Consider the following 17465-nt stretch of genomic DNA (forward strand, 5'->3'; position numbering starts at 1 on the left):
GGGTGGTCGCAGATGGCGTTGACCACGTCCTCGCCGCCGTGGATGACGTTGAGCACGCCGGGTGGCACGCCCGCTTCCAGCGCCAGCTCGCACAGGCGCATGGTGACCATCGGGTCCTGCTCCGAAGGCTTGAGCACGAAGGTGTTGCCCGTGGCAATGGCCATGGGGAACATCCACAACGGAATCATGGCGGGGAAATTGAATGGCGTGATACCTGCGCACACGCCCAGCGGCTGCAGCAGCGAGTAGGTATCGACCCCATTGGCCACGTTGTTGGCCAGCTCGCCCAGCTGCAGGTTGCCAATGTTGGCGGCATGCTCCACCACTTCCAGTCCGCGGAAGACATCGCCCTCGGCGTCCGGCAGCGTCTTGCCCTGTTCGGCCGTCAGAATGGCGGCCAGCTCCTTCATGTTTTCGCGGATCAGCTGCTGCAGTTTCAAAAAGATGCGGGCGCGGGTGCCGATCGGCGTCTTACGCCAGGTTTTGAACGCTTCCTTGGCGTTGGCCACGGCGGCATTCACTTCATCGGGCGTGGCAAAGGGCACGCGCGCCAGCACCTGCTGCGTGGCAGGGTTGACCACATCACGCCATTGGGTGGTTTTGGATTCGACCATCTGGCCGTTGATGAGCAGCTTGACGGTGGGCGCCAGCGTGCCGGTGGATTGCGGTGCGTTCATGTTTGTCTCCTGGGTCTCTTGAACATCTTGGGTCGTGACAGCGGTGGATGCAGCCAGGCAGCACACCGTTACCGCACATGGTAGATGTGCGCATTCGCCCAGACAAGAGCGCAAGGTGCACATGGTCTGTGCAGCGCTGCACATGGGCGCAGCATGGGCACTTTGATGGCAAGAATGGGCCATGGTGCATACTGATCGCTATCAGTCCATGAAGGAGGCTGCGATGGGTTGGTTTGATTGGTTAGGGCGGTTGATGGGTGGCAAGGCCACTACGGGGGGAGGGCAAGCTGCATCGGCAGCGCCTGCGCCTCCTGCTGCAACAAGCGAAGATTGGCAGGCCCTGTGCACCGCCGTGGGTGAGGCACTGGCTCCTGACGATGTTGACGGGTTATGGGACGAAGTTCATCAGGCGCTGACTCAGCCGCAGCAGTACTACAACCGTTTTGCCGATGACCTGCCCAACCGCGGCATTCACGCCCCCGAGCATGTCACGCCATGGCTGGCTCTGGTGGACGGCCTGCAGCGCAGGGACCAGAACTTTGAGCTGGACTGGAAGCTGGACATGGGCGACGCCATCTGGGCCTTGCGGGCACTCAAGACCGTGCAGCAGCAAGCGGTGCCACTGGAGCCCTTGGCGGCGAGCAAGGCATTGAGCCACGATGCCTTGCTGGAGGTGGGGGACTATCTGCGCACGCGGGGCCTGAGCCTTGTCTCTTTCGATATCCAAAGCGACAGCTATCCGTTGTCTGTGCTGGAGACCGGCGCCGTCGCGCCGCTGCAGGCCTTGGCGCAGCGCGTGGGTAGCAAGGTGGTAGACCTGGCCAATTAGTTGCGCAGCAAAATAACCATGCAGGCCTCTCAGGGCAAACCCCTGCATTATCCTTGCGCACCCTCGCGGCGGGCTCGGAAGCTTCTGGGCTTATGCCGCGCAATTTTTCTCGCCAACGCACTGCACCGAGCTTTTCTATGAGCAAACAGGCCCCGGCGGAGCAATCGGGGCACGTGGGTGCCGACGACCTCCAGCGCAATCTCAGCAACCGCCATATCCAGCTGATCGCCATTGGCGGCGCCATCGGCACCGGCCTGTTCATGGGCTCCGGCAAGACGATCAGCCTGGCGGGGCCCTCCATCGTGTTTGTGTACGCCATCATCGGCGTGATGCTGTTCTTTGTGATGCGCGGCATGGGCGAGTTGCTGCTGTCAAACCTGCAGTACAAGAGCTTCATCGATTTCTCGGACGATCTGCTGGGCCCCTGGGCGGGCTTTTTCACCGGCTGGACGTACTGGTTCTGCTGGGTGATCACCGGGATTGCCGACGTGATTGCCATTTCTGCCTATGCCCAGTTCTGGTGGCCCGATCTGCCGCAATGGGCACCGGCCATTGCCTGCGTGGCAGTGCTGCTGTCGCTCAACCTGCTCACGGTCAAGCTCTTTGGCGAGGTGGAGTTCTGGTTTGCAATGATCAAGATCGTGGCCATCGTCACCCTGGTGGGAACGGGCCTCTATATGGTGCTGCATGGCTTTACCTCGCCCGCAGGCCGCACGGCGAGCTTTGCCAACCTGTGGAATGACGGCGGCATGTTTCCGCATGGCGCCATGGGCTTCTTCGCGGGCTTCCAGATCGCCGTGTTTGCCTTTGTGGGCATTGAACTGGTGGGCACCACGGCTGCCGAGGCCAAGGACCCGCACCGCACGCTGCCGCGCGCGATCAACTCGATTCCCGTGCGCATCATCGTCTTCTATGTCTGCGCGCTGATCGCCATCATGGCGGTGACGCCCTGGCGCGATGTGGTGCCCAGCAAGAGCCCGTTTGTGGAACTGTTCGTGCTGGCGGGCCTGCCCGCTGCTGCGAGCGTGATCAATTTCGTGGTGCTCACATCGGCAGCATCGTCGGCCAACAGCGGTGTCTTTTCCACCAGCCGCATGCTCTATGGCCTGGCGCTCAAGGGCGACGCGCCGCGCGCTTTCGGCATTCTGTCGGCCAGCAGCGTGCCATCGCGCGGGCTGGTGTTCTCCTGCATCTGCCTGCTGGGCGGTGCCTTCCTGATGTGGGTGGTGCCCAATCTGGTCGAAGCCTTCACCCTGGTGACCACGGTGTCGGCCATTCTCTTCATGTTTGTCTGGTCGTTGATTCTGCTGTCCTATATCAGCTACCGCAAGCATCGGCCCGATCTGCACCAGCAATCGCACTACAAGATGCCCGGCGGCGTGGCCATGTGCTGGCTGTGCCTGGCCTTTTTTGCCGGTATTGTGGTGCTGCTGACCTTGGAAGCCGACACCCGCCAGGCGCTGGTTGCGACGCCGCTGTGGTTTGTGCTGCTGGGCGGCGCCTATGCGTGGCTGCGGACGCGCAGGCAATAAATGGTTCGATGACCTGGCAATCCACCCGCCGGATACTGCGGGGGCAGGCAAGGAAACAACGGGCAGCGTGGCTGCCTGTTGTTTTTTCACGGGAGCATTTTTGATTCCTGGCACTTATGCGTAGGGTGCGCGTAGCTATTGTTTTGATAGTAATTGAATAGACGCCTTCGTCTCTGCAGCTTTGCACAATAATGCTGTGCATCGATTGGTACGGAGGCATACGCATGGATTGGGACCATTTGCGCTACTTTGGCGCGCTGGTGCAGGCAGGCACCCTGGTGGGGGCCGCCAAGGCGCTGGGCGTGGAGCACACCACTGTTGCCCGCCGCATCCAGGCCCTCGAAAAGCAGCTGGGTGCCACCTTGTTCACCCGCGAAGGCAGCGGCTACAGGCTGACTGATGCCGGCCGCCAGCTCCAGCCGCGGGCTGAAGCCATGGACCAGATCGCCCGCGGCATTGCGCCCGTGGCTGCAAGCCAGAGCACCGAAACCCCGAGTGGGGTGGTGCGCATCGGCGTGACCGAAGGCTTTGGCACCCAGATCCTCGCCAAGCATCTGGCGGTGCTGGCCCAGCGCTATCCGCTGCTCACCATCGACCTGCTGGCCGTGCCGCGCATGCTGCAGCTGTCGCGGCGCGAGGCGGACATCGTCATCTCGCTGGAGCGACCGATCCGAGACACGGTGGTCACCAGCCGGTTGACCGAGTACCGCCTCTACCTGTATGGACAGCGCGAGTACCTGGCGCGCCACGCGCTGATCACCTCGACCGACGATCTGGCTGCGCACCGCTTTGTGCACTATGTCGATGACCAGCTCTTCACCAAGGAGCTGCAGTTTCTGGACACCTTGACATCGCAGCAGCGATTCAGTTTTCGCAGCACCAGCATTCTTGCGCAATACACGGCGGTACGCACCGGGGCCGGGCTGGGCGTGCTTCCCGGCTTTCTGGCGGACAAGGACCCGCTCCTGCAGCGTGTGCTGCCCGAGCAGGCGCAGTTCACGCGCACCTTCTGGATGTCCATGCCGCCAGAGCTGCGCCAGGTGCCCGGCATCCAGGTGGTGTGGCGCTTTTTGCAGGCCACTGTGCAGGAGCAGCAGGCGCTGCTGGTGTGCTGAGGCAGACCCATCGTGCATGCATTTGCCGCTGCTCAGAGTTATTCCCGAGCGGGGCTGCGTTACAAGAATGTTGCGGCGCGTCAATTGCAACCGTAGTTGCGAATGGAAACAAATTTATAAAATGATGAAATAATAGTCAAATTGACAAAATTTCAATCAAAACATGCCTCTGGATCGAATACCTCGTGTGGTTTGATCTGCAACAATATATGGCAAGGAATATGTTGCCCTAGGGTATATACGCAGTAGCTGATTCGTAATTGGTTACATTTTTGTGAATTGCTTCCAAAATATTCCGTGCTAAAGTCGCCCGCTATGTCTTCGAAATGGATCTGCACCCTCATCGTGGCCGCGGCGGCAAGTGCCCATGCTGCGCCCGATAGCGACAAAAAGCCATCCGATCTGGATCTGCTGCTCGGCATCGGCCAGAGCAGCCTGGCCAAGCTTGATGATGTGCACCACCAGGTCAAGGACCAAGCCACCGTCCTCATCAGCAACGCGCTCAACCTGATTGGCGTGCCGTACCGCCGTGGCGGCAACAGTGCGGAAACCGGGCTGGACTGCAGTGGCCTTGTCCGTGCGGTGTTTGCAGAGAGCTGGGGCAAGATTTTGCCCCGCCGTGCCGAAGAGCAGGCCGCTGCCACCGAGCAGATTGCCAAGGCAGACCTCAAACCCGGTGATCTGGTGTTCTTCAACACCATGCGCCGCGCCTTTAGCCATGTAGGCATCTATATGGGCGACGGCAAGTTCATCCATTCGCCCCGCACCGGCAGCACCGTGCGCGTGGAGAGCATGAACATCGCCTACTGGGAAAAGCGCTTCGATGGCGCGCGCCGCGTGGAACTGAGCGAAGACGCCCGCAGCAAGCTGATGCAGCAGGTGAACCTCGATGGTGCCGATGCGCAGGACATGATCAGCAAGGTCATCACCAAAGCGGGCATGCGCGGCAACTGAATTCTGGATGGCGAGCATGTCGCCGGTTCACACAAGCAAAAAAGCTTCCCTTTAGGAAGCTTTTTGTTTTCAATGCAGTAGCGCGCTGACTTCAAGTACTTTCTAGCCGATCATTTGATCCACTGCAGCACTTCGCGGAAGTCTTCGTGCTCGCAGCTGCGCAGCCACTCGAAGGCCACCATTTCGGTGGTCACCAGTTCGGCGCCGGCGCCTGCGAGGCGGTCGAAGGCGGCATCGCGGTTGCGCTCGGTGCGGCTGCTGCAGGCGTCGGTGACGACCCAGACCTCAAACTCATCTTCCAGCAGCTCCAGCGCAGTCTGCAGCAGGCAGACATGTGCTTCGCAGCCGGCAATGACGATGCTGTTGCGCTCGGGGGCTTGCTGCTGGGGCTTTTGCAGGTGCTTGGGCAGGCTGCGGGCATTGCCGCCTTGCGGCTTGGCTGGTGGGCGCAGCCATTCGTTGAGGCCCTCGGGCACGGCGCTGAAGAACATCTTGGACAGCGTCTTGTTGCACAGTGCGCGCAGTTCCTCGGCATTGGGGCCGAGCTTGCTGGGGTTTTGCTCGGTGCCGAACACGGGCACCTGCAGCAGTTGGGCGATGCGGGCCAGCGTGGTGGCGTTGCGCAGGGCCTGCCCGCCTTCAAAAATGGCGGGCATCAGCTTTTCCTGGTAGTCCACCAGGACGAGTTGGGATTCTTCGAAATCTAGAAGCATAGGAATGGAATGGCCCCAGGTGCCAGCGTGGCAGGCGTCTGGGGCGAAAAACACGGGTTAATCACGGGCGTAACCGATGGGCAGGACAATGCCCGCCTCGTGCGCCACCCGCACGCAGTCGCGCAGGTGCTGTTCGCCCAGGTAACGTAGTGTCGCATAGCCCAGCGCTGCTGCGACGGCCTGGCCTGCAATGGGCACATATTTGCTGGCCTGCTGCGCAGTCAGCCGCATGCCCAGCGCCTTGGCGGCACGCAGGATGACATCCTTGGTGATGAGCTTGCCGATGAGCACCCCGCCCAGCATGTTGACGGTGTTCTGCACCTTGTCGCGCTTGGCGGGTGAGAGGCGGGCGATCTGGTCGTCGCTGAGGCCGAAGTTCGTGCTGATCTGCGGAATCAGCCGCGAGAGCAGGGCGGCATCCACCGCCATGTCCAGCCCCGGAATCGGCGTTGCGCTGGCCAGCGCCGCCGTCAGGGCCTTGCGGTGCAGCAGCTTGCGCGATTGCTCCACGGCTTCGATCAATGCCGGGTTGCCGGTGTCCATGGCGAGCTGCAATGCAGATGGGGGGCGAGGCTTGCGGGCGAATTTCATGGCAAGGAGGTGAGGCAGTGCTGGGAAAAAACAAGGCTGCCCGCGCGGCAGGCGCATGGCAGCCTTGTCTGGCGATGGGTGGGCAGGTCTGCGGTCAAGCCTTCTTGCGCACCAGGCCGTAGATGAACAGCAGGATCACGGCGCCAACGATGGAGGCAATCCAGCCCGCCGCCTGGCCTTCCTGGTACCAGCCCATGGCGACACCGGCATAGCTGGCAAGCAGAGAGCCGGCTATGCCCAGGAGGATGGTCATGATCCAGCCCATCTTGTCATCGCCCGGTTTGAGGGCCCGCGCAAGCAAGCCGACGATCAGGCCGACAAAAATGGTTCCAATGATTGACATGCAAGTTCCTCCTAAAAGCCATGTGAAAAGAGATTGAGCGACCAGCGCAGACCAACGGCCCAGCGTGTACCGAGCGTAGCGACAGAATGTAGCCTGTTTTGTAGGACACGTTTAAAAACATGCAGCCAATTGCAAACAGCTGCAAACCCGCCGGGAGCCAGGCGCCGCGAGTCATGGTAATCCCGGGGTGGTGGCTTCTGGGGCAAAAAAATGCCCCGCAGGCTGCGGGGCAGAGTTTGCATTCGGGGGCAGCTACAGTTCCATGCGAGCTGCCGGCCGGTGCAGTATCAGGCCATGACCTTGGCGACCGAGGCGCAGACGTAGTCGATGTTCTTGCTGTTGAGTGCAGCCACGCACATGCGGCCGGTGTCGGTGCCATACACGCCGAATTCGTTGCGCAGGCGCACCATCTGGTCCTTGGACAGGCCGGAGTAGCTGAACATGCCGATCTGCGTGGTGATGAAGGACATGTCCTGCTTCACGCCGGCAGCCTTGAGGCCGTCCACCAGCTTCTGGCGCATGGCCTTGATGCGCACGCGCATCTCGCCCAGTTCCTTTTCCCACAGCGCACGCAGCTCGGGGTTGTTCAGCACTGCGGCCACCACGGCACCACCGTGGGTAGGTGGGTTGGAGTAGTTGGTGCGGATGACGACCTTGAGCTGGCTCAGCACGCGGGCGGCTTCTTCCTTGTCGGTGCAGACCACCGACAGGGCGCCCACGCGCTCACCGTACAGGCTGAAGCTCTTGGAGAACGAGGTAGACACGAAGATGGTGAGGCCAGCGGCGATGAACTTGTCGATGGCTGCGCCGTCTTCCTTGATGCCGTGGCCAAAGCCCTGGTAGGCCATGTCCAGGAAGGGGGTCAGGTTCTTGGCCTTGACGGCGGCGATCACCTGGTCCCACTGGGCGGCAGTGATGTCGTAGCCGGTGGGGTTGTGGCAGCAGGCGTGCAGCACCACGATGGTGCCGGGCGCTGCGGCGTTCAGGTCGGCCAGCATGCCGTCGAAGTTGACCGAGCGGGTGGCGGCATCGTAGTAGCGATAGCTGCCCACTTCAAAGCCAGCATTGGTGAAGATGGCGCGGTGGTTTTCCCAGCTGGGGTCGGAGATCAGCACCTTGGCGTTGGGGCTGAGCTTTTTCAGGAAGTCGGCACCGATCTTCAGGCCGCCGGTGCCGCCAACGGCCTGCACGGTGGCAACACGGCCGGATTTGACGACTTCGGAATCGGCGCCGAACACCAGGCCCTTGACAGCGCTGTCATAAGCGGCGATACCGTCAATGGGCAGGTAGCCACGCGGCGTGGGCTTGTCCATCATGGCCTTTTCGGCGGCTTGCACGCATTGCAGCAGCGGCAGCTTGCCGTTGTCGTCGAAATACACGCCCACGCCCAGGTTCACCTTGCTCGGGTTGGTGTCAGCTGCGAATTGTTCGTTCAGACCCAGGATAGGGTCGCGGGGGGCCATTTCGACGGAAGAAAAAAGAGACATGAGGAGTCCTAAGAAGGTAGAAATCTGGCGTTTCGCCCCAAGATGCAAGAATCTCGTTTCAAGAAATTGCCGTACGCTCCGGGGTTAACCCCCGTATTCTAGCGATGCCCGCTCGCGCGTGGCATACCCGACCTATGCACGAAGTCACTACCGAGGCAGCCCGTCAGGGCCAGTTTGTTCAATATCCAGGCTCTCCGTTCGAGCTGTTCCAGCCGTATCCGCCCGCAGGCGACCAGCCGGCGGCCATCGATGGCCTGGTGGAGGGCATTGAGGATGGCGAAGCGTTCCAGACCTTGCTGGGCGTGACCGGCTCGGGCAAAACCTTCACCATGGCCAATGTCATCGCCCGCACGGGGCGGCCCGCCATCGTGTTTGCGCCCAACAAGACGCTGGCCGCGCAGCTGTACAGCGAGTTCCGCGAGTTCTTCCCGAAGAACGCGGTGGAATATTTCGTCAGCTACTACGATTACTACCAGCCCGAGGCCTATGTGCCGCAGCGCGATCTTTTCATCGAAAAGGACAGCGCGATCAATGAGCACATCGAGCAGATGCGGCTGTCGGCCACCAAGAGCGTGCTGGAGCGCCGCGACACCATCGTGGTGGCCACGGTCTCTGCCATCTACGGTATCGGCTCGCCCGAGTCGTACACCAAGATGCGCTTCATCCTGCGCGTGGGCGACGAGATCAACCAGCGCGACACGATTGCGCAGTTGGTGCGCATGCAGTACAAGCGCAACGACATGGATTTCTCGCGCGGGTCGTTCCGTGTGCGTGGCGACACCATCGATGTGTTTCCGTCGGAGCACAGCGAACTGGCCGTGCGCATCGAGCTGTTCGATGATGAGGTCGAAAGCATCCAGCTGTTCGACCCCCTCACGGGCCGGGTACGGCAGAAGGTGCCGCGCTTTACCATCTACCCCAGCAGCCACTATGTGACGCCGCGCGACCAGGTGCTGGCGGCCGTCGAAACCATCAAGGAGGAGCTGGCCGGGCGATTGAAGCAACTGGTGGGCGAAGGCAAGCTGGTGGAGGCGCAGCGCCTGGAGCAGCGCACGCGCTTCGATCTGGAGATGCTGAGCGAGGTGGGGCACTGCAAGGGCATCGAGAACTACTCGCGCCACCTCTCCGGGGCCATGCCGGGCGATCCGCCGCCCACGATGACCGACTACATGCCCAAGGATGCGCTCCTGTTCCTGGACGAGAGCCACCAGATGATCGGCCAGCTCAACGCCATGTACAACGGCGACAAGGCGCGCAAGACCACCTTGGTCGAGTACGGCTTTCGCCTGCCCAGCGCGCTGGACAACCGGCCGCTCAAGTTCGTGGAGTTCGAGCAGCGCATGCGCCAGGTGGTGTTTGTATCGGCCACGCCGGCCGACTATGAGAAGCAGCACGCCGGCAAGGTGGTGGAGCAGGTGGTGCGGCCCACCGGTCTGGTCGACCCCGAGGTGGAAGTGCGCCCCGCAACCCACCAGGTGGACGACGTGCTGCAGGAGATCCATGCCCGCGTCAACGCGAACGAGCGGGTGCTGATCACGACCCTGACCAAGCGCATGGCCGAACAGCTGACGGAGTATCTGACGGACAACGGCGTGAAGGTGCGGTACCTGCACTCCGATGTGGATACGGTCGAGCGGGTGGAAATCATCCGCGACTTGCGCCTGGGCGCGTTTGACGTGCTGGTAGGCATCAACCTGCTGCGTGAAGGCCTGGATATTCCGGAAGTATCCCTGGTCGCCATTCTGGATGCCGACAAGGAAGGTTTTCTGCGCGCCGAGCGCAGCCTGATCCAGACCATTGGCCGGGCGGCGCGCAATATGCACGGCAAGGCCATCCTGTATGCCGACCGGATCACCGATTCGATGAAGAAGGCGATGGACGAAACCTCGCGTCGCCGGGCCAAGCAGATGGCCTTCAACGAAGCCCATGGCATTGTGCCCAGGAGCATTGTCAAGCAGGTGCGCGACCTGATTGACGGCGTCTACAGCACCAAGGCCAGCGAGGAGTTTGAGCGGGCCGAAAAGGTAGCCTTGCAGAAGGCGCAGGTCGAGGAAATGTCCGAGCGCGATATTTCCAAGGAAATCAAGCGGCTGGAAAAGGAAATGATGGAAGCCGCCCGCAATCTCGAATTCGAGGCTGCGGCCCAGGCCCGCGATCAATTGACCTTACTCAAACAAAGGGCTTTTGGCGGGTCCTCTCCAGAGGCAGGGAATACCCGCAGCGCCTAGTGGCAACTGGTTGTGTCAGTAATCTTTGCTTACCCGAGCGAATTTATGGGGCATTGTGCTATACTGACACAAATTACTCAACAACAAGAATAAAGCCTTTCGATGAACGGGACCTGCCCTGGCAACAGGGTAGAGCGACGGGCTATGACGAAGCCGATGCGGGTGGCTTGCTTGCTTCGGATGTCTATGGTTATCAAGCCTGACCTCTAAGGAACGATTATGCGTCTCACGACCAAGGGCCGATTTGCTGTTACTGCCATGATTGATCTGGCTTTGCGCCAGAACAATGGTCCAGTTACCCTGGCTGCCATCAGCCAGCGTCAGCAAATCTCGCTGTCTTATCTGGAGCAGCTGTTTGGCAAGCTGCGCCGCCACGAACTGGTGGAATCCACGCGTGGCCCGGGCGGTGGATACACGCTGGCCCGCAAGGCTGCCGAAATCACAGTCGCGGACATCATCGTGTCGGTGGACGAGCCCATTGATGCCACCCAATGCGGTGGCAAGGAAAACTGCATGGGCGAAGCAGGTCGTTGCATGACGCACGAGCTGTGGGCTTCGCTGAACCAGCGTATGGTGGAGTTTCTTGATTCCGTCACGCTGCAAAAGCTGGTGGACGATCAGCTCGCCAAGGGCATTCAGATCGAAGACAAGCCCGTGGTGCGCCGCGCCATTTCGACCACGCCGGTGGTCAAGCCTATCCGCGTGACCGCGCCGAACTCGGTGTTTGCACTCGGCAACGTAGGCAATGCATTTGCCAAATCCTAAGGTTTGATGCGGCGCCTGGCGCCGCAGCCCGGGGCATGCGGAGCGCCGGGCAGGGTGGGTGCGCCTGTACGTGGCATCTGCCTGTGCTGTAAGCACAACGTGTTTTGTGATTTTGCGTGTGCCTCGCCCGCACATGCCTGAGAAGCCAGATATGGACATGACCCCACATTTCCCCATTTACCTTGACTACGGCGCCACCACGCCGGTGGACCCCCGTGTGGTCGAAGCCATGATTCCCTGGCTGTCGGAGAATTTCGGCAACCCGGCCTCGCGCAGCCATGCCTGGGGCTGGACCGCGGAAGAGGCGGTGGAGAAGGCGCGCAAGCAAGTGGCCGATCTGATCCACGCCGATCCGCGTGAAATCATCTGGACCAGCGGCGCCACCGAGTCGGACAATCTGGCCATCAAGGGCGCCGCCCAGTTCTACAAGGGCAAGGGCAAGCACTTGATCACGGTCAAGACCGAGCACAAGGCCGTGCTGGACACCATGCGCGCCCTGGAGCGTGAGGGTTTTGAAGTCACGTATCTGGACGTGCTGGAAAACGGTCTGGTCGATCTGGACGTCTTCAAGGCCGCCATCCGTCCCGACACCATCCTGGTGAGCGTCATGTTCGTCAACAATGAAACCGGCGTGATCCAGGACATCGAGACGATTGGCGACATCTGCCGCGAAAAGGGCATCATCTTCCACGTGGATGCAGCGCAGGCCACGGGCAAGGTGGAAATCGACGTCACCAAGCTCAAGATCGATCTGATGAGCCTGGCTTCGCACAAGACCTATGGCCCCAAGGGCATCGGTGCGCTGTACGTGCGCCGCAAGCCACGCGTGCGCCTGGAAGCGCAGATCCACGGTGGCGGCCACGAGCGCGGCATGCGTTCGGGCACCCTGGCTACGCACCAGATCGTGGGCATGGGCGAGGCCTACCGCCTGGCACAGGAAGAAATGGTCAAGGACTACGCCCACGCCAAGGCACTGCAGCAACGCATGATCGATGGCTTGAAGGACATCGAGCAGGTCTTCATCAATGGCGACCTGGAACACCGCGTGCCGCACAACCTGAACATCAGCTTCAACTACGTGGAAGGTGAATCGCTGATCATGGGCATCAAGGGCCTAGCGGTGTCGTCCGGCTCGGCATGCACCTCGGCCAGCCTGGAGCCCAGCTATGTGCTGCGCGCCCTGGGCCGCAGCGACGAGCTGGCCCACAGCAGCCTGCGCATGACCTTCGGCCGTTTCACGACCGAGGCCGATATCGATTACGCCGTGCAGTCGATCCGCGAAAACGTCGCCAAGCTGCGCGAGCTGAGTCCCCTGTGGGAAATGTACAAGGACGGTGTCGATCTGAGCACCATCCAGTGGGCTGCTCACTGAGCCCCGGCACCACGAAGCAACAGTAAAGAGGTATCCAAAATGGCATATTCCGACAAGGTCATCGACCACTACGAAAACCCCCGCAATGTGGGCTCTTTCGACAAGGGTGACGAATCCGTTGGTACCGGCATGGTGGGCGCGCCCGCTTGCGGCGACGTGATGAAGCTGCAGATCAAGGTCAATGCCGAAACCGGCGTGATCGAAGACGCACGCTTCAAGACCTACGGCTGTGGCTCGGCCATCGCCTCGTCGTCGCTGGTGACCGAATGGGTCAAGGGCAAGACGCTGGACGAAGCCGCTGCGCTCAAGAACGCGCAGATCGCTGAAGAGCTGGCATTGCCCCCCGTCAAGATCCACTGCTCCATCCTGGCAGAAGACGCGATCAAGGCCGCCGTGAGCGATTACAAGGCCAAGCACGCCGCCAAGGTGGAGGCGTAAGCACCAATGGCTGTCACGCTTTCTGAATCGGCCGCGCGCCACATCACCCGCTACCTGTCGCGCCGCGGCAAGGGTGTGGGTGTGCGCCTGGGCGTCAAGACCACTGGCTGCTCGGGCCTGGCCTACAAGCTGGAATATGTGGACGAGGCCGCGCCCGAAGACGTGGTGTTCGAGGAACACGGCGTCAAGATACTGGTCGACCCCAAGAGCATGGCTTATATCGACGGCACCGAGCTGGATTTTGTGCGCGAAGGCCTGAACGAAGGCTTCAAGTTCCACAATCCCAACGAGCGTGACCGTTGCGGCTGCGGCGAGAGTTTTCGCGTATAAGCTATTAAAAAGAGAGCTGCAGGCGCTTTTCAGCCATGGTTTTCAGGCAATAAATTGTTTGAAAATGAGGTGGCAGGCCACAATCAGCTCTTTTTTTGATGATTGGCAACCAACCGCCTTCGCACACCGCCAGGCGGTTTTTTAACGCCATGCCGCGCGAGGACAATGGCGATTTTGTTGGCGAAAAGGCTGCCGGGTGTGGCGGGCGAGCCGAGGCGACTTGAAGAACGATGAACCTGCAATCCAATGATTTTGAGCTGTTCGGCGTGGCCGAGCAGTTTGCGCAAGACGCAGGCCAACTGGCCGAGCGTTGGAAGCTGCTGCAGAAAGAGGCGCACCCCGACCGGTTTGCGGCCCAGGGTGCGGCGGCGCAGCGTGTGGCCATGCAATGGTCGGTGCGCATCAACGAGGCCTACCAGCGCCTCAAGGACCCGCTCAAGCGCGCAGCCTATTTGTGCGAACTGCATGGCGCGCCCATTCGTGCCGAAGACAACACGGCCATGCCTGCCGCGTTCCTGATGCAGCAGATGGAGTGGCGTGAGGCCCTCGAAGATGCACAGAGCGCCGCCGCAGTTGACGCGCTGGAGGACGAAGTGCAGGCTTCGCGCCGAACCATGCTCGCGCGCTGCGAGCAACTGCTTGATGCCGAGCGCAACTACGCAGAAGCGGCCCAGCAGGTGAGAGCCCTCATGTTTGTTGCGCGATTTAGCGCCGACATCGACCGCCGCCGCGAGCAACTGGGACAATAAGCCCTGTACCGCGACTTGCGGGACCCAGCCGCTGGCACTGCCTGCGGCACTGGGGCGCTGCTTGGCAGTGGTTTGCATGAAGCAGATCGCCAGCGCCCATCCTGCAAGCGATAGAACTCATAAAAGAATAGCATCCATGGCATTGCTTCAAATTTCCGAACCCGGCCAGTCACCCGATCCGCACCAACGCCGAATTGCCGTGGGCATTGACCTGGGCACCACGCATTCGCTGGTGGCCGCTGTGCGCAACGGCGTAGCCGAATGCCTGCCCGATGACGATGGCCGCGTGCTGCTGCCGTCCGTCGTGCACTACCATGCGGGCGGCAAGCGCGACATTGGCTACGCGGCTCTCACTGCGCCGGGCCTGGACGCCGCCAATACCATTGCATCGGCCAAACGGTTGATGGGCCGTACCTTGGCCGATGTTCAGCACCCCGAGCAACTGCCGTACCAATTGGTGCAGCCCGAAGATGCCGGCATGGTGGCGATCGAGACCGTGGCGGGCCGCAAGTCGCCAGTGGAGATCAGTGCCGAGATCCTCGCCACCTTGCGCTACCGTGCCGAAGACACTTTTGACAACGACCTGTATGGCGCCGTCATCACCGTGCCCGCGTATTTTGACGATGCGCAGCGCCAGGCCACCAAGGATGCTGCGCAGCTGGCTGGCATCAAGCTGCTGCGCCTCATCAATGAACCCACGGCCGCTGCCATTGCCTATGGGCTCGACAATGCGGCAGAGGGCATCTACGCCGTCTACGACCTGGGCGGCGGCACGTTCGACATCTCCATCCTGCGCCTGGCACGCGGCGTGTTCGAGGTGATTGCCACCGGCGGTGATTCTGCTCTGGGCGGTGATGACTACGATGCGGCGCTGGCCCAATGGGCGCTGGCCAAGACCGGAGCCGTGGCGCAGAGTGCGCAGGACAAGGCCGTGCTGCGCCTGGCCGCCAAGGCAGCGAAGGAAGGATTGACAGCTTCTGAATCGATAGCATTCAGCGCACAGCTGACGGGCACCAACATTCAGTTTGAACTGAATCGTGCAGATTTTGACGCAGCCACCTGCCATTTGACCGACCGCACACTCACCGCCGTGCGCCGCGCGCTACGCGATGCGCAACTGGACAAGGACGAGGTGCAGGGCGTCGTCATGGTGGGCGGCTCCACCCGTATGCCGCAGGTGCGCCAGGCCGTGGCTGACTATTTTGGCCGCGAGCCATTGACCAACCTCAACCCCGACGAAGTCGTGGCCCTGGGGGCATCGATCCAGGCCAACCAGTTGGCGGGCAACGACACCAATGGCGACCTGCTGCTGCTGGATGTGATTCCGCTGTCGCTGGGCATCGAAACCATGGGTGGCCTCGTCGAGCGCATCGTCAGCCGCAACGAAACCATTCCGACGGCGCGCGCGCAGGATTTCACCACCTACAAGGACGGCCAGACTGCATTGGCAATCCACGTGGTGCAGGGCGAGCGCGACCTGGTGGCCGATTGCCGCAGCCTGGCGCGCTTTGAGCTGCGCGGCATCCCTCCAATGGCCGCGGGCGCCGCGCGCATCCGCGTCACCTTCACCATCGATGCGGATGGCCTGCTCTCGGTGAGCGCGCAGGAGCAGATGAGTGGCGTGCAGGCGCAGATCGACGTCAAGCCGTCGTACGGCCTGTCGGACGACCAGATCGCCCGCATGCTGCAGGACAGCTTCAGCACCGCGCAGGCCGACATGCAGGCGCGCGCGCTGGTGGAGGCGCGCGTGGACGGCGACCGCCTGCTGATTGCCACCCAAAGCGCGCTGGATGCTGACGGTGACGTGCTGAGCGACGCAGAGCGCGAACAGATTGACGCGCTGATGAACGCACTGCGCGCCACCTTGACGGGCGACAACGCTGCAGCCATCGAGGCTGCCAGCGAAGCCCTTGGCAAGGGCACCGAAACCTTTGCCGCCGAGCGCATGAACCGCGGCATTCGCCAGGCGCTTGCCGGCAAGAACGTGCAATCCATCTAAAAATACGAGAAAACGACCCCATGCCAGTTATCAAGATCCTCCCGCACGCCGAATACTGCCCCAATGGCGCTGAAATCAAGGCGCCTACCGGCACATCGATCTGTGAAGCCCTGCTGGAAAACGGTATCAATATCGAACACGCCTGCGACATGAGCCGCGCCTGCACCACCTGCCACGTCATCGTGCGCAAGGGCTTCGATTCGATGGAGCCCTCGGAAGAGGAAGAGGACGACCTGCTGGACAAGGCCTGGGGCCTGGAGCCGCAGTCGCGCCTCTCGTGCCAGGCCATCGTGGCGCGCGAGGACCTGACGGTGGAAATCCCCAAGTACTCGATCAACCACGCCAAAGAAAACCACTGAGCATCAGCGTTGGCAAAATGCTGGCTGTGCCGCCCGGCGCTTTCACGCAGGTGCGAGAAAAGACAAGGGCAGGGCGCAGCGGCTGAGGTAGCATGCACGGGCACATGATTGAGAGGATGTAGGGATGGCTCGCCAAATTGTTCTGGATACGGAAACCACCGGCCTGTCGGCCGCCGAAGGCGATCGCGTGATCGAGCTGGGCTGCGTGGAACTGGTAGACCGCAAGCTCAGCGGCAACAACCTGCACCTGTACTTCAACCCCGACCGTGAAAGCCACGAAGACGCGCTGCGCGTGCACGGCATCACGACGGCGTTTCTGGCCGACAAACCGCGCTTTCATGAAATGGCGGCGCAGATCCAGGAATACCTGCAGGGCGCAGAGCTGATCATCCACAACGCGCCATTCGACATGGGCTTTCTGAACAAGGAGTTCGAGCGCGTGGGCATGCCCAGCCTGACCAGCATGGTCAGTGGTGTGATCGACAGCCTGGTGATGGCCAAGGAGCTGTTCCCCGGCAAGCGCAACTCGCTCGACGCCCTGTGCGATCGTCTAGAAGTGGACAACTCGGGCCGTGACCTGCACGGCGCCTTGCTGGATGCGGAACTGCTGGCCGACGTCTATATCAACATGACGCGCGGGCAGGAGCAGCTGCTGTCCATGGATGCTGCGCCCGGTGCGCTCGGTTCGTCCACCGGCAAGGCCGGTATCGTGGTGCAACGCCAGAATCTGAGCCACTTCGACCTGCCCGTGATCGTACCTTCGGACGCAGAACTGGCCGCGCACGAAGAAGTGCTTGCGCAGATCGACAAATCAAGCGGCGACAAAACAATTTGGCGAAAAATAGCCTGATTTATCTGGCGCGCAACAATTTGCTGCCATAATAGCGGTCTTGACGGAAACGTCATGCGGGGTGATTAGCTCAGCGGTAGAGCACTGCCTTCACACGGCAGGGGTCACATGTTCGATCCATGTATCACCCACCA

At 61.4% G+C, this 17465-nt stretch carries 19 protein-coding genes and 1 tRNA gene; 14 read left to right on the forward strand and 6 right to left on the reverse strand.

Translation table 11 applies throughout. The annotated features are described in order from the left end of the window. Window positions 1-677 (reverse strand): aldehyde dehydrogenase family protein (locus ACH2DG_RS19875; RefSeq protein WP_395028267.1); only part of this gene is annotated, 677 nt, incomplete at its 3' end. A gap of 181 nt (window positions 678-858) precedes the next feature. Here ACH2DG_RS19875 and ACH2DG_RS19880 point away from each other — a divergent pair. From ACH2DG_RS19880 to ACH2DG_RS19895, 4 genes are all read left to right on the forward strand, one after another. After that, on the forward strand, window positions 859-1506 hold the full coding sequence (locus ACH2DG_RS19880; RefSeq protein WP_395028269.1) for a DUF6630 family protein: 648 nt from the start codon (window positions 859-861) through the stop codon (window positions 1504-1506). Window positions 1507-1643: 137 nt separating this feature from the next. After that, window positions 1644-3038, forward strand: a complete 1395-nt coding sequence (gene cycA, locus ACH2DG_RS19885) for a D-serine/D-alanine/glycine transporter (RefSeq protein WP_395028271.1) — start codon at window positions 1644-1646, stop codon at window positions 3036-3038. A gap of 224 nt (window positions 3039-3262) precedes the next feature. Continuing rightward, window positions 3263-4153 (forward strand): LysR family transcriptional regulator, encoded by an 891-nt coding sequence (locus ACH2DG_RS19890; RefSeq protein WP_395028273.1) that lies wholly within the window; start codon window positions 3263-3265, stop codon window positions 4151-4153. Window positions 4154-4468: 315 nt separating this feature from the next. Continuing rightward, a complete protein-coding gene (locus tag ACH2DG_RS19895; RefSeq protein ID WP_395028274.1) occupies window positions 4469-5107 on the forward strand; it encodes a C40 family peptidase in 639 nt (212 codons plus the stop codon). Between the two features lie 110 nt (window positions 5108-5217). On the opposite strand, the gene ACH2DG_RS19900 is transcribed toward ACH2DG_RS19895, so the two are convergent. The 4 genes from ACH2DG_RS19900 to ACH2DG_RS19915 all read right to left on the reverse strand — a co-directional run bounded on the left by ACH2DG_RS19900 (window position 5218) and on the right by ACH2DG_RS19915 (window position 8241). Beyond that, entirely contained in the window at window positions 5218-5820 is a 603-nt protein-coding gene (locus tag ACH2DG_RS19900) for an isochorismatase family protein (protein WP_395028275.1), read from the reverse strand. 57 nt (window positions 5821-5877) lie between these two features. Beyond that, on the reverse strand, window positions 5878-6411 hold the full coding sequence (locus ACH2DG_RS19905; RefSeq protein WP_395028277.1) for a hypothetical protein: 534 nt from the start codon (window positions 6409-6411) through the stop codon (window positions 5878-5880). A 94-nt stretch (window positions 6412-6505) separates the two neighbouring features. Further along, window positions 6506-6754, reverse strand: coding sequence for a GlsB/YeaQ/YmgE family stress response membrane protein (locus ACH2DG_RS19910; RefSeq protein ID WP_395028278.1), 249 nt, complete (start codon window positions 6752-6754; stop codon window positions 6506-6508). A 287-nt stretch (window positions 6755-7041) separates the two neighbouring features. Then, entirely contained in the window at window positions 7042-8241 is a 1200-nt protein-coding gene (locus tag ACH2DG_RS19915) for an amino acid aminotransferase (protein WP_395028279.1), read from the reverse strand. A 134-nt stretch (window positions 8242-8375) separates the two neighbouring features. Between ACH2DG_RS19915 and uvrB the strand changes: the two genes are divergently transcribed. The 5 genes from uvrB to iscA all read left to right on the forward strand — a co-directional run bounded on the left by uvrB (window position 8376) and on the right by iscA (window position 13374). Beyond that, a complete protein-coding gene (gene uvrB, locus ACH2DG_RS19920) occupies window positions 8376-10469 on the forward strand; it encodes an excinuclease ABC subunit UvrB (RefSeq protein ID WP_395028281.1) in 2094 nt (697 codons plus the stop codon). 219 nt (window positions 10470-10688) lie between these two features. After that, the gene (gene iscR / locus ACH2DG_RS19925; RefSeq protein ID WP_184711518.1) at window positions 10689-11234 is read left to right on the forward strand and encodes a Fe-S cluster assembly transcriptional regulator IscR; all 546 of its coding nucleotides are present in this window, start codon (window positions 10689-10691) and stop codon (window positions 11232-11234) included. 151 nt (window positions 11235-11385) lie between these two features. After that, entirely contained in the window at window positions 11386-12606 is a 1221-nt protein-coding gene (locus ACH2DG_RS19930) for an IscS subfamily cysteine desulfurase (protein WP_395028282.1), read from the forward strand. Between the two features lie 39 nt (window positions 12607-12645). Further along, window positions 12646-13044 (forward strand): Fe-S cluster assembly scaffold IscU, encoded by a 399-nt coding sequence (iscU, locus tag ACH2DG_RS19935; protein ID WP_395028283.1) that lies wholly within the window; start codon window positions 12646-12648, stop codon window positions 13042-13044. Between the two features lie 6 nt (window positions 13045-13050). Continuing rightward, a complete protein-coding gene (gene iscA, locus ACH2DG_RS19940; protein ID WP_224152425.1) occupies window positions 13051-13374 on the forward strand; it encodes an iron-sulfur cluster assembly protein IscA in 324 nt (107 codons plus the stop codon). A gap of 4 nt (window positions 13375-13378) precedes the next feature. On the opposite strand, the gene ACH2DG_RS19945 is transcribed toward iscA, so the two are convergent. Then, window positions 13379-13525 (reverse strand): hypothetical protein, encoded by a 147-nt coding sequence (locus tag ACH2DG_RS19945; protein ID WP_395028285.1) that lies wholly within the window; start codon window positions 13523-13525, stop codon window positions 13379-13381. A gap of 79 nt (window positions 13526-13604) precedes the next feature. Here ACH2DG_RS19945 and hscB point away from each other — a divergent pair, with 79 nt between their 5' ends. From hscB to ACH2DG_RS19970, 5 genes are all read left to right on the forward strand, one after another. Further along, on the forward strand, window positions 13605-14123 hold the full coding sequence (gene hscB / locus ACH2DG_RS19950; protein ID WP_224152426.1) for a Fe-S protein assembly co-chaperone HscB: 519 nt from the start codon (window positions 13605-13607) through the stop codon (window positions 14121-14123). Window positions 14124-14259: 136 nt separating this feature from the next. Continuing rightward, on the forward strand, window positions 14260-16122 hold the full coding sequence (gene hscA / locus ACH2DG_RS19955; RefSeq protein ID WP_395028286.1) for a Fe-S protein assembly chaperone HscA: 1863 nt from the start codon (window positions 14260-14262) through the stop codon (window positions 16120-16122). A 20-nt stretch (window positions 16123-16142) separates the two neighbouring features. Further along, a complete protein-coding gene (gene fdx, locus ACH2DG_RS19960) occupies window positions 16143-16481 on the forward strand; it encodes an ISC system 2Fe-2S type ferredoxin (RefSeq protein WP_184711524.1) in 339 nt (112 codons plus the stop codon). 124 nt (window positions 16482-16605) lie between these two features. After that, window positions 16606-17331, forward strand: a complete 726-nt coding sequence (gene dnaQ, locus ACH2DG_RS19965; RefSeq protein ID WP_395028287.1) for a DNA polymerase III subunit epsilon — start codon at window positions 16606-16608, stop codon at window positions 17329-17331. 59 nt (window positions 17332-17390) lie between these two features. After that, a tRNA-Val gene (locus tag ACH2DG_RS19970) sits at window positions 17391-17465 on the forward strand.

Source organism: Comamonas odontotermitis (assembly GCF_040396735.1).
GTDB classification, from domain to species: Bacteria; Pseudomonadota; Gammaproteobacteria; order Burkholderiales; family Burkholderiaceae_C; genus Comamonas; species Comamonas odontotermitis_C.